We start from the raw sequence: 12,190 nt of genomic DNA, 5'->3' as shown, positions 1-12,190 counted from the left end.
CGGGATGAGCGGCCGAATTCGAGTTCGTTGACAGCCCACCACCCGCTTCATACCTTCAGAAAACGGTTTTTGTTCCCGGCACATTTTCGAGGGACGATGAACGCGAATCCAGCCACTGTGTCCACTGTGTCCACTGTGTCCAATTCGGCCGTCGAGCGCCGCGCCACCACCGAGTCACTGGCCACCCTGCTGCACCACTGGGCCGGCCGTCAGGGCGACGAGATCGCCCTGACCTACCTGGACTACCGCACCAGCGAAGACGGCCGCGCCACCTTCCTGACCTGGCGCGAACTGGACGACCGGGTCAGCGCGGTGGCTTCCCGGGCGCGCGAACTCGCCGAGCCGGGTGATCGCGCGGCCGTGCTGGTCGAGCAGTCCGCCGACTACGTGGTCGCGTTCCTCGGGGCGATCCGCGCCGGACTGGTGGCCGTGCCGCTGTTCGCGCCGAACCTCCCCGGGCACGCCGGGCGGCTGAGCGCGGTGCTCGCCGACTGCGACCCGCGACTGGCGCTGACCACCGCGGCGCAGCTCGACGCCGTCGGCGAGGTCATCGATCCACTTCGGACCGAACGGATCGCGGTCGACCTCGTGCCGACGCTGCGCCCGGCCGTGGCGGACTGGCAGGCGCCGCACCCCGACGACCTCGCCTACCTGCAGTACACCTCGGGTTCGACCCGCACCCCGGCCGGGGTGATGCTCAGCCATCGCAATGTGGTCGCGAACGCGAGGCAGGCCTGCCGGGCATACGGCGCGGTCAACGGGCTCACCACCACGGTCAGCTGGCTGCCGCTGTTCCACGACATGGGCCTGGTGCTCGGCATCGCCGCGCCGATGGCGGCGGGCATCGGCGCCACCCTGCTGGACCCGATCGCCTTCCTGCAGAGTCCCGGCCGCTGGCTGCGGGCGCTTTCGGCCAGCCCGGGCGCGATCAGCGCGGCCCCCAACTTCGCTTACGGCTACAGCGCTTCGCGCGTCCCGGCGGCGGAGCGGAACTACCTCGAACTCAGCCGGGTGGTGTCGCTGATCAACGGCAGCGAGCCGGTATTGCCCTCGACGATCGCGCAGTTCCAGGCGGCGTTCGGGGAGTGCGGGCTCGACCCGGCCGTGCACCGGGCGTCCTACGGGCTCGCCGAAGCGACCGTGCTGGTGTCGGTCACCGAGGCGGGGAAGCCGTCGCGGCAGGTCACCTTCGACCGCGACCGGCTCGCCGAGGGAACGGCCGTGCCCGGCGGCACGGGCGAATCGTCCACTCTGGTCTCGTGCGGATTCGCCGCCGAGCAGGAGTTGCGCATCGTCGATCCGGAGACGCGCACCGAACGCCTCGACGGCACGGTCGGCGAGATCTGGGTTCGCGGTGAGAACGTCGGCCGGGGTTACTGGGGCGATCCGGCGAAGTCCGCGGAGACCTTCGGGCTGCGGCTGGCCGAGTCCGGCGACTGGCTGGCCACCGGCGACCTCGGCGTGGTGTTCGACGGCGAGCTGTACGTCACCGGCAGGCGCAAGGACCTGGTGATCGTCGACGGCCGCAACCACTACCCGCAGGACATCGAGCAGACCGTGGAAACGCATCCGGCGGTGCGGCGGCATTCGGCCGCGGCGTTCGCCATTCCGCTCGACGAGGGGGAAGGAGCCGTCGTGGTGCTGGAACGCGCGAAGGACCTGGCGCCGGAGGAGGCGAACCTGGCGGCCGCGGCGGAGGAACTGCGCGCCGAGGTGTCCTCGCGGCACGGGCTGAAGCTGGTGGACCTGGTGTTCCTGGAGCCGGGGGAGGTGCCCCGGACCTCCAGCGGCAAGATCAGCCGGTCGTCCTGCCGGGTGCGCTACCTCGACGGTGCCTTCGCCGACCGGAGGCTGTCGTGAACCCCGCCGAGCTGACCACGTGGCTGGTCGACCGGGTGGCCACCCTGCTCGGCCGTCCGGCGAGCGAGGTCGACACCCGGCGCCCGCTGCGCGAAGCCGGACTATCCTCACGCGACACGGTGGCGCTGACCGGTGACCTGCGCCGCCTGCTCGGCCGCGCGCTGCCGACGACCCTGCTGTGGGAGCACTCGACCATCGCCGACCTCGTCGGCGCGCTGTCCGCCGAGCAGCGGCAGGCGATCCGCCCGATGGCCCGCGGTGAAGAGGGCGAGCCGATCGCGGTGGTCGGCGTCGGCGTCCGCCTGCCCGGTGGGGTGGAGTCGCCCGCCGACTTCTGGCGTCTGCTCGACGGCGGCCGCGACGCGATCAACTCGGTGCCGGACGGCCGGTGGGAGGCCTTCGCCGACCCCGCCGCGCTGGCCACCATCCCCGGGCGCGGCGGGTTCATCGCCGACGCCACCGGTTTCGACGCGGCCTTCTTCGGCATCACGCCGAGGGAAGCCGAGGCGATGGACCCTCAGCAGCGCGTGCTGCTCGAGGTCGCCTGGTCTGCGCTGGAGCACGCGGGTATCCCGCCGAGCACGCTCAGCGGCACCCGGACCGGCGTGTTCACCGGCCTCTCGGCCAGCGAATACGGCCTGCTCACGATGAGCGACCTCGACACCATCGACGCCTGGTCGGGCACCGGCGCGGCGATGAGCATCGCGTCGAACCGGCTGTCCTACCTGCTCGACCTGCGCGGCCCGAGTCTGACCGTGGACACGGCCTGCTCGTCCTCGCTGGTCGCGGTGCACATGGCGGTGCAGAGCCTGCAACGTGGGGAGAGCGAGACCGCGCTGGTGGCCGGGGTCAACCTGATGCTGTCGCCGGGCATCACCGCGAACTTCCACCGGGCGGGCGTGCTCGCGGAGGACGGCCGTTGCAAGCCGTTCGCCGGGGACGCCGACGGCATCGTGCGTGGTGAGGGCTGCGGTGTGGTGGTGCTGCGCCGGTTGAGCGAGGCACGCCGGGCGGGAGACCGGGTGCTCGCGGTGATCCGGGGCAGCGCGGTGAACTCCGACGGCCGGTCGAACGGGTTGATGGCGCCCAATCCGCGGGCGCAGGAGATGGTGCTCGCCGACGCCTACGCGGCGGCCGGGGTCGACCCGGCGGGGGTCGACTACGTGGAGGCGCACGGCACCGGCACGCCGCTGGGTGACCCGATCGAGGCGGCGGCACTCGGTGCCGTGCTGGGCAGCGACCGCGAGTGGGGGCGGCCGCTGCTGATCGGTTCGGTGAAGAGCAACCTCGGGCACCTCGAAGGCGCGGCGGGCATCGTCGGCCTGATCAAGGTGGTGCTTTCGCTCGGCCACCGGCGGCTGCCCGCGAGCCTGCACTTCGACACGCCCAACGCGCAGATCGACTTCGACGGCCTCGGCCTGCGGGTGGTCGGGGAGCCGGCGCGCTGGCCGCGGTACTCCGGCATGGCCAGGGCGGGTGTGTCGGCCTTCGGCTTCGGGGGCACGAACGCGCACGTGGTCCTGGAGGAGTGGCCCGCCGGGGCGTTCCCGGCGAAGCGGACCGGCGACGGGCCGGGCGTGTTCGCGATTTCCGACCGGACGAACGAGGGCGTGCGCGCTCGTGCGGCGGATCTGGCGCGATGGCTGGAGTCGTCCGACGAGGTCTCGCTCGGCGCGCTGGCGTCCACTTTGGCCGGTCGGCGGGAGCACCTGCCGATCCGGGCCGCGGTGCTCGCCGACGACCGCGCTCGCCTGGTCGAAGGCCTGCGTTCGCTGGCCAAGGGCGTGCCCGGCAACGCGGTGGTCACCGGTGAAGCCGCGTCCATGCCACCGGAACCGGTGTTCGTGTTCTCCGGCTACGGCTCGCAGTGGCGGGGCATGGGCCGTGAACTGCTCGCCACCGAACCCGTGTTCCGCGAGGCGATCGACGCGCTGGAGCCGGTTTTCCTGAGCGAGGCGGGCTTCTCCTTGCGTGGCGCGCTCGAAGGCGAACCGGACGGACTGGCGGGCATCCAGCTCGCGCTGCTCGGCACCCAGCTCGCCCTGGCCACGCTCTGGCGGTCGCACGGGGTCGAACCGGCCGCCGTGATCGGGCACTCGATGGGCGAGGTCGCCGCGTCGGTGGTCGCGGGCGCGCTGGAGGTCGCCGACGGCGTGCGGGTGATGGCGACCCGATCGCGCCTGCTGGAGTCGATGGACAGCACCGGCGCGATGGCGGTGGTGGAACTGTCGCCCGCCGAACTGTCCGAACTGGACAGCGCGTACCCCGGCATCACCGTGGCCGTCTACGCCTCACCGACCCAGTGCACGGTCAGCGGTGACGCCGACCAGGTCGCCGCGCTGGTGGCACACGTGGAAAGCCTCGGCAGGCTGGCGAAACCGCTGAAGGTGGCCGGGGCCGGGCACTCGTCGGCGGTGGATTCGCTGCTCGGCCGGTTCCGGGCCGAGGTCGGGCCGCTGAGCCCGCGGATCCCGGAGATCGCCTGCTACACCAGCGTCCTCGACGACGCCCGCGAGGAACCCGACTTCGACGTCGAGTACTGGGCGGCGAACCTGCGGCGGCCGGTCCGGTTCACCCAGGCGCTCGACGCCGCGATGGCCGACGGGCACACGCTCTTCCTGGAGATCTCCCCGCACCCGGTCGCGCTGGCCGCGATCGACCAGACCGCCGCCGGCCGGGCCGCGCGGACGATCGGCCTGGGCAGTGCGAGCCGTACCGCTGGTGAGCGGGCGACCTTCCTCACCTCGCTGGCGCGGCTGCACGTGCTTGGCGTCCCCGGCGTGCTGGAGTCGCGCACGCCGGGGGCGCCCCCCATCGAACTGCCCGGACCGCGGTGGCGTCACCAGCGGTTCTGGCCCGCGCGCCGCGCCGGTCAGCCGGGTGCGCACCCGCTGCTCGGCACGCACGTGGAGTTGCCGGAGGAGGGCAGGCACGTCTGGCGCGGCGAAGTCGGCACGGAAGCACACCCGTGGCTCGCCGATCACGCGGCGCTCGGGGTGCCGGTGTTCCCCGGCACGGGGTTCCTGGAGCTGGCGCTGGCCGCCGCCCGCACGGCGCTCAAGTCGGACAGCGTGGTGGTCGCCGAACTGGAACTGCTGAAACTGCTGCCGTTGTCCGCGCGGACCGAGGTGACCACCACGTTTTCCGCCGAGCACGGCCGGGTGGAGGTCCACGCGAAGTCGGCGACCGGCGAGTGGACCCGGCACGCCACGGCGAAGGTCCGCGTCGGACAGGAGTGGGCCGAGGCGCTGACCGGCGCCGAGGACGGGGATCCGTTCGACCTCTACCGCGCGCTGGACGCGATCGGCCAGAGCTACGGCCCGGCGTTCCGGGGCCTGCGTGAGGTGACCGCCGCGCCCGGCCGGGCCACGGCGTCCATCGCGCTGCCGGGGGAGGCGCAGGCGCACTCGGCGTACGTGCTGCACCCGGCACTGGCCGACGCCTGCCTGCACGCCCTGGCCGCGGCCGCCGACCTGGACCAGGCCGAGGGCATCTACCTGCCGCTTTCGCTCGGTTCGGTGAGCCTGCACGGCGACCCGGGGCACGGGGTGCGCGTGCAGGCGGTGGTCGAGTCGGTGGAGGGCGACGGCCTGGTCGGATCGGTACGCCTGCTGGACGCGTCGGGTGCGGTCGTGGTGGCCATCGGTGAGGTCTACGTCCGCCGGTTCCAGCGTGCTTCGCTGCCGGTTCCGTTGTCGGGCAAGGTCTTCGAAGCCCGATGGGAACAGGCCGAGCTGCCCGCCGAGGAACCGGGCGAGCGCACCTGGCTGGTGCTCGGTGACCTCGCCGAACCGGAACTGGCCGCCTTCCGCGACGCGGTGTCGGGTCGCGGAGACAACCTGCTGGTCCGCCGCGACACCGAGGGATTGTCCGAGTTCCTGCGGTCAAAGTCCGAAGTGGACGGTGTGTTGTGGATGCTCGGGCCGAGCGGGATGGACCCCGAGGCCGGTGAACGGCTGGTGCTCGCGGCCGGTGCGGTCGTCGCGGAACTCGCCGAGCTGCCCGATCCACCGCGCCTGTGGCTGATCGGGTCCGGCGGCGCGGTGATCGAGCCCGGTGAGGCGGGGTGCCCCGGCATCGCCGCCCTGCGCGGACTCGTGCGCGTGCTCGCCTTCGAACACCCCGAGATCCAGGCGAGCCTGCTCGACTTCGACGCCGAACCCGACCCGGCACGGCTGTGGGTCACCGAACTGCACGACGAGATCCGCGCCGATTCACCCGCCGACGAGGTGGCCTGGCGCGAGGGTGTGCGGTACGTGCGACGCCTGGCCAGGCCGACGCTGAACCCCGGTGAACCGGTCGTGCGCGATGGCGCGTACGTGATCACCGGTGGTCTCGGCGGACTGGGACTGCACGCCGCGCGCTGGCTGCTCGACCGCGGGGCCGACCGGGTGGTGCTTTCCAGCCGCCGGGGGGCCGGCGCGGCACCGCTGCCCGGGGTGGAGGTGGTCACCGGCGACATCGCGGAAGCCGGGGTCGCCGAGCGGCTGGTCGAGGCCGCCACCAGGGGCGGTATGCCGTTGCGCGGCGTGCTGCACGCGGCCGGTGTGCTGGCCGACGGCGCCGCGATGAAGCTGACCGCCGAGCAGGTGCGGCGGGCGTGGTGGCCCAAGGCCCACGGCGCGTGGCGGCTCAGCGAGGCGACCATCGGCCACGACCTGGACTGGTGGCTGGTCTACTCCTCGGCCGCGTCCCTGCTCGGCTCGCCGGGGCAGGCCGCGTACGCCACGGCCAACGCGTGGATGGACGCACTGGTGGACTGGCGCCGGGCGAACGGCCTCCCGGCGACCACGATCAACTGGGGTGCCTGGGGCGACATCGGTGCCGCGGCCGGGACGAAGAACCCGGTGCTCGAACCGCTCAGCCCGGACGAGGGCCTCGAAGCGCTGGAGGCCGTGCTGGCCGACGGCCGGGCCGCGACCGGCGTCGCGCGGCTCGACACCACCACCGTGCTCACGTTGTTCCCGCAGCTCACAGCCCGGACCTTCTTCACCGTGCTGGCACCGGACGAGGCCGAACCGGACGTCCGCTGGGACGGCATGGCGGCCCTGCGCCTGGCCGAGCCGTCGGTGGCCAGGGCGGCGCTGGCCGATCACCTGGTGGCGATCATCGCCGGGCTGATGGGCTTCGAACCCGAGCAGATCGACCGGCACTGCCCGCTGACCCAGCTCGGCTTGGACTCGCTGCTCGCCATGCGGGCACGGGGTGCGGTCGAGCGGGACTTCGGCCTCTCACTGCCGATGCCGTTGCTGCTGCGGGGTGCGTCACTGTCCGAAGTGGCCGCGCACCTGGCCGAAGCCGCCGGGTTCGGTGGCGGTCCGGTGGAAGCCGCGCCGGTGTCCACGGTGGTCGGCCCGCGTGATCCGGCCGAGCGCTGGGTCGCCCGGGTCTGGCGCGAGGTGCTGGCCGGCCGGGAACCGGGTGTCTACGAGGACTTCTTCCTGGTGGGCGGCGACGCCGAACGGGCGGAGCGCCTGCGGGCGGCGATCGCCGAGGAACTGACCGCGGTGCCCGACGAGCAGACGTTGTTCGCCGCGCCGACCATCGCCGCGATGGCCGACCTGCTGCGGGCCGAGATCGAAGGCCACGGCGGCGGACCGGTCCGGCTGCTGCGGGACGGCGTGGCCACCGATCCGGTGTTCCTGTTCCACCCCGCCGGTGGTCCGACCAGTGTCTACCGCGAGCTGGCGGACCGGCTGACCGACGGGCAGCCCGCGTACGGCTTCGAGCGCCTCGACGACCTCGAAGACCTGGAGGACAAGGCCGCCTGCTACGCCGAGCTGGTCAGGGAGATCCAGCCGAGCGGCCCGTACCGGCTGGGTGGCTGGTCGTTCGGCGGCTGCCTCGCCTACGAGACCGCGCACCAGCTGACCGAAGCCGGTGAGCAGGTCGACCTGGTGTTCCTGATCGACTCCATCCTGCCGCTGCCCGCGCCGGGCCGGTCGTCGGAAGAGCTGCTGCTCGAACGGTTCGGCCGCTTCGCCGAGCACATCGAGCAGACCTACGGCGCCGAACTGGACCTCAGCGATCTCGACCTGAGCGGGCTGGACGAGCGCACGCAGATCCGGCGGGTGATGGAACGCCTGGCGACCAAGGTGCCCGGCCTCGGCCAGGGCGTGCTGCACCACCAGTACACGTCCTATTTGGACGCCCGGGTGGCCGAGCGCTACCGGCCGCGGCCCTACGCCGGTCGCGTGGTGCTGTTCCGCGCGCAGGACCCGCACCCGCTGACCACCTCGCTCGACCCGCGGTACCTGCGCACCGACGACGCGCTGGGCTGGGACGAGCTGTGCTCGGGCCTCGAAGTGGTCCGGGTGCCCGGCGACCACCTGTCGCTGATCGATCCGCCGAACGTCGAGGTGATCTCCGACCGGCTGAACCGGTTGCTGAACGGAGGGAGTGCGGCATGGACTACGCCGACGGCGGCCACCACTCGACCGCCTACCGCATAGCGGATCTCGCCGACCGGCGGGACGAGGTCGAGCGCATCGCCGAAAAGCGCGCGATCGACCGCCAGCACGCCAAGGGGAAGCTGACCGCCCGCGAGCGCGTGGACCTCCTCGTCGATCCTGGGTCCTTTGTGGAGCTCGACCAGTTCGCCCGCCACCGCTGCACCGAGTTCGGCATGGCGTCGAACCGGCCGTACGGCGACGGCGTGGTGACCGGGCACGCCACCATCGACGGCCGCCAGGTGTGCCTGTTCTCGCAGGACTTCACCGTGTTCGGCGGCAGCATGGGCGAGGTCTTCGGCGAGAAGGTGCTCAAGGTGATGGACCTCGCGATGACCATCGGCTGCCCGGTGATCGGCATCAACGACTCGGGCGGCGCGCGGATCCAGGAGGGCGTCGTGTCACTGGCGCACTACGCGGAACTCGGGCGCCGCAACGCCCTGGCCTCCGGGGTGATCCCGCAGATCTCGATGATCATGGGGCCGTGCGCCGGTGGCGCGGTGTACTCACCGGCGATCACCGACTTCACCGTGATGGTCGACCGGACTTCGCACATGTTCGTCACCGGCCCGGACGTGGTGCACGCGGTCACCGGCGAGCGGGTGAGCACCGAGGCGCTCGGCGGTTCGGCCACCAACAGCGAGGTCTCCGGCAACGCGCACCACCGGGCGGTCGACGAGGAGGACGCCGTCGACTTCGTGCGGACCCTGCTCGGCTACCTGCCGTCGAACAATGTGGACGGTGCCCCGGAGTTCGCCGACGAGACCGCACCCGATCTGACACCGTCCGATTTGGAGCTCGACCGGATCATCCCCGACTCGATCAACCAGTCCTACGACATGACCGAGGTCATCGCGCGCATCGCCGACGACGGTGACTTCCTGGAGATCCACGCCGGGTTCGCGCCGAACATGATCTGCGCGTTCGCCCGACTGGAAGGCCGCACCATCGGGGTGGTCGCCAACCAGCCCGCGCGCCAGGCCGGCGTGATCGACATCGACGCGTCGGAGAAGGCGGCCAGGTTCGTCCGGTTCTGCGACGCGTTCGGCATCCCCATTCTCACCCTCGCCGACGTCCCCGGTTACCTGCCGGGCGTCGACCAGGAACGCCACGGGATCATCCGCCGCGGCGCCAAGCTCATCTACGCCTATTCGGAAGCGACCGTGCCGAAGGTGACCGTGGTGACCCGCAAGGCCTACGGCGGCGGGTACGCGGTGATGGGCTCCAAGCACGTCGGTGCCGACGTGAACATCGCCTGGCCCACCGCGGAGATCGCGGTGATGGGCGCGGAAGGGGCGGTGCGCGTGCTGCGCCGCCGTGAACTGGCCGGCCTCGACGGGCCCGAGCGAGCCGCCGCGGAACGGCGGTTCGTCGACGATTACCGGGAACGCCACGGCGGCCCGTACACCGCGGCCGACCGCGGGTACGTGGACCTGGTCGTCCAGCCGTCGCGGACCCGCCTCCAGGTTGCCAGGGCATTTCGCCTGCTGCGCGGAAAGCGGCAGGTCCTGCCCGCCAAGAAGCACGGCAACATCCCGCTTTAGCGAATGGAGGACGGATGAAAAGACGTTGGCTGGCGGCACTGGTCCTGCTGCTGCCACTGGCTGTGCTGCCGGTGCCCGCGGCCACCGCGGTGCCACCGGTGACCGCGGACAACGGCGCGAAGATCGTCAAGGAGACGAAGATCGACGCGCGCACGGTGGACATCGAGATCAGCTCGCCGTCGCTGGCCGGTACCGGCATGGTGCGCCTGCTGCTGCCGTCGAAGTGGGCGGCCGAGCCGAGCCGAACCTGGCCCACGCTGTACCTGCTGCACGGCTGCTGCGAACCGGTGGACTACCGCTCCTGGTACGAGTTCACCGACGTCGAGCAGTTCACCGCGGACAAGGACACCATCGTGGTGATGCCCACCGACGGCAAGGCCGGCATGTACACCAAGTGGTGGAACCTCGGGCTGAAGTCCACTCCGGACTGGGAAACCTTCCACACGCTGGAGGTGCGCCAGCTGGTCGAGCGCGGGTACCGCGGCGGCACGCAGCGCGCGGTCGCCGGGGTGTCGATCGGCGGCTACGGTTCGATGGCGTACGCCTTCCGGCACAAGGGGATGTTCGGGGCGGCGGCGTCCTACAGCGGCATGCCGAACACGTTGTTCCCCGGCACCCCGGCGATGATCAAGGGCATCCTGGTCCGCGAGGGCTTCTACAACTGGTTCGATCTCTGGGGGCACGAGATCACCAACATCTTCACCTGGTCCAGCCGGAACCCGTTCGACCACGTCGACGACCTGCGCGGCACCGCGCTCTACATCTCCTGCGGCAACGGCCGCACCGGACCGCTCGATCCGCCGGGACAGAGCGACGTGCTGGAACCGGCGGCCGAGCTGACTTCGCGCAGCTTCACCGATCGGCTCAGGTCACGGGGGATCCCCGCGACGGTCGACTACTACGGCGACGGCACGCACAGCTGGCCGTACTGGGAACGCGCGCTGCACAACTCCTGGCCGGTGCTGGCACCCGCACTCGGGTTGCCAGCCTGACCGCCTTCTCGCAGAAGTCCACTTTGGAGGGAAACCTTGTCCAAGCACAGAATCGGCCGCGCCCTGCGCGCCGGAGCCTGCGCGATCACCGCGCTGCTGACGCTCTCGGTGACGACCACGGCCGCGTCCTCGGCGGCCGAGCCCACCGCGCCCGACGAGGCGAGCGCCGCCGCGATCGGGCTGCCCGGCCCGCTCGACGACTCCTTCTACACGCCGCCGTCGCCGCTGCCCGCGGGCAAGGCCGGTGACGTGATCCGGTGGCGGCCGTCGATCCCGGGTCTCAACACGCTCAACGCGAACGCCTGGGAGGTCATGTACCTCTCGGTCAACGCGCTGGGCCAGCCGAACGCGGTGACCGGCACGGTGCTGGTGCCGAAGGGCGTCGACCCGGCGAAGGCGCCGATCGTCGGCTTCGCGGTGGGCACCCAAGGCCCGGCGTTCAAGTGCACGCCGTCGAAGGCGATCTCGCGGGGCACGCTGTATGACCAGCCCGCGATCAACGACTCGCTCAGCGCCGGGTACGCCGTCGCGGTCACCGACTACGAGGGCTACTCGTCGAAGACCACGCCGACCTACATCGTCGGGCAGTCGATGGGCCCGGCGGTGATCGACTCGGTGCGGGCGGCGCAGAACTTCAGTCCGGCGAAGCTGTCGAAGTCGGCGAAGGTGATCTTCCAGGGTTATTCGCAGGGCGGCGGGGGCGCGTTGTGGGCGGCGGAGAAGCAGCCGTCGTACGCGCCGGAGCTGAACCTGGTCGGCGCGGTGGCCGGTGGCGTGCCCGCCGACCTGAACGAGGTCGCGAAGGGCCTCGACGGCTACCTCGGCTTCGGCTTCCTCGCCTTCGCCGCGGTCGGCCTCGACTCCGCGTACCCGGACCTGAAGCTGGACTCGTACCTGAACGACACCGGCCGCACGGAACTGGAGAACGCCAGGAAGAACGCGTGCGTGGTGGAACTGCTGGCGAACTACCCGTTCAAGAAGATCAGCGACTACACCACCAGCAACCCGCTGGAGACCCCGCAGTGGCAGGCGCGGCTGGCGCAGAACAAGCTGGGCGCCAACCCGCCGAAGGTGCCGGTGTTCCAGTACCACGCGGCGGTCGACGAGATCGTGAACACGCCGCAGGCCGACACGCTGCACAAGACCTACTGCGGCAAGGGCGTGACGCTGCAGTGGAACACCTACCTCGCCGAGCACCTGACCGGGATCTTCGCCGGGAACGGTGACGCGCACAAGTGGATGAACGAACGGTTCGCCGGGACTAGCGCACCTTCGAACTGCTGATTGTTCGTTCTTGCGCGGCTTTCCCGGTATTTTCGCCGGGAAAGCCGCGCATCTCGAGCAC

General features: G+C 71.5%; 5 protein-coding genes. All 5 read left to right on the top strand.

Annotation, left to right across the window (positions count from 1 at the left end; translation table 11 throughout):
• Positions 1-96 precede the first annotated feature (96 nt).
• The 5 genes from L3Q67_RS05880 (at position 97) to L3Q67_RS05860 (ending at position 12,129) form a co-directional block, all read left to right on the top strand.
• Positions 97-1,860, top strand: coding sequence for a fatty acyl-AMP ligase (locus L3Q67_RS05880; RefSeq protein WP_499188568.1), 1,764 nt, complete (start codon positions 97-99; stop codon positions 1,858-1,860).
• A complete protein-coding gene (locus L3Q67_RS05875) occupies positions 1,857-8,312 on the top strand; it encodes a beta-ketoacyl synthase N-terminal-like domain-containing protein (RefSeq protein WP_499188567.1) in 6,456 nt (2,151 codons plus the stop codon). The genes L3Q67_RS05880 and L3Q67_RS05875 overlap by 4 nt, the downstream gene beginning before the upstream one ends.
• Positions 8,267-9,853 carry an acyl-CoA carboxylase subunit beta gene (locus tag L3Q67_RS05870; protein WP_499188566.1) on the top strand — a complete coding sequence of 529 codons (1,587 nt, stop codon included), beginning with the start codon at positions 8,267-8,269 and terminating at the stop codon, positions 9,851-9,853. Before L3Q67_RS05875 ends, L3Q67_RS05870 begins: the two co-directional genes overlap by 46 nt.
• 14 nt (positions 9,854-9,867) lie before the next feature.
• Positions 9,868-10,845, top strand: coding sequence for an alpha/beta hydrolase (locus tag L3Q67_RS05865; RefSeq protein WP_499188565.1), 978 nt, complete (start codon positions 9,868-9,870; stop codon positions 10,843-10,845).
• Between the two features lie 108 nt (positions 10,846-10,953).
• The gene (locus tag L3Q67_RS05860) at positions 10,954-12,129 is read left to right on the top strand and encodes a lipase family protein (RefSeq protein WP_499191441.1); all 1,176 of its coding nucleotides are present in this window, start codon (positions 10,954-10,956) and stop codon (positions 12,127-12,129) included.
• Positions 12,130-12,190: the final 61 nt, after the last annotated feature.

Source organism: Saccharothrix sp. AJ9571, assembly GCF_021725495.1.
GTDB lineage: Bacteria > Actinomycetota > Actinomycetes > Mycobacteriales > Pseudonocardiaceae > Amycolatopsis > Amycolatopsis magusensis.
The sequence above is the reverse complement of the archived record's forward strand: the minus strand, read 5'-3'. Positions and strand labels throughout refer to the sequence as shown.

Bases quoted from the DNA above. Each gene is read 5' to 3' on its own strand.
- L3Q67_RS05880 (WP_499188568.1), top strand. From the start codon at position 97: ATGAACGCGAATCCAGCCACTGTGTCCACTGTGTCCACTGTGTCCAAT.
- L3Q67_RS05870 (WP_499188566.1), top strand. From the start codon at position 8,267: ATGGACTACGCCGACGGCGGCCACCACTCGACCGCCTACCGCATAGCG.
- L3Q67_RS05865 (WP_499188565.1), top strand. From the start codon at position 9,868: ATGAAAAGACGTTGGCTGGCGGCACTGGTCCTGCTGCTGCCACTGGCT.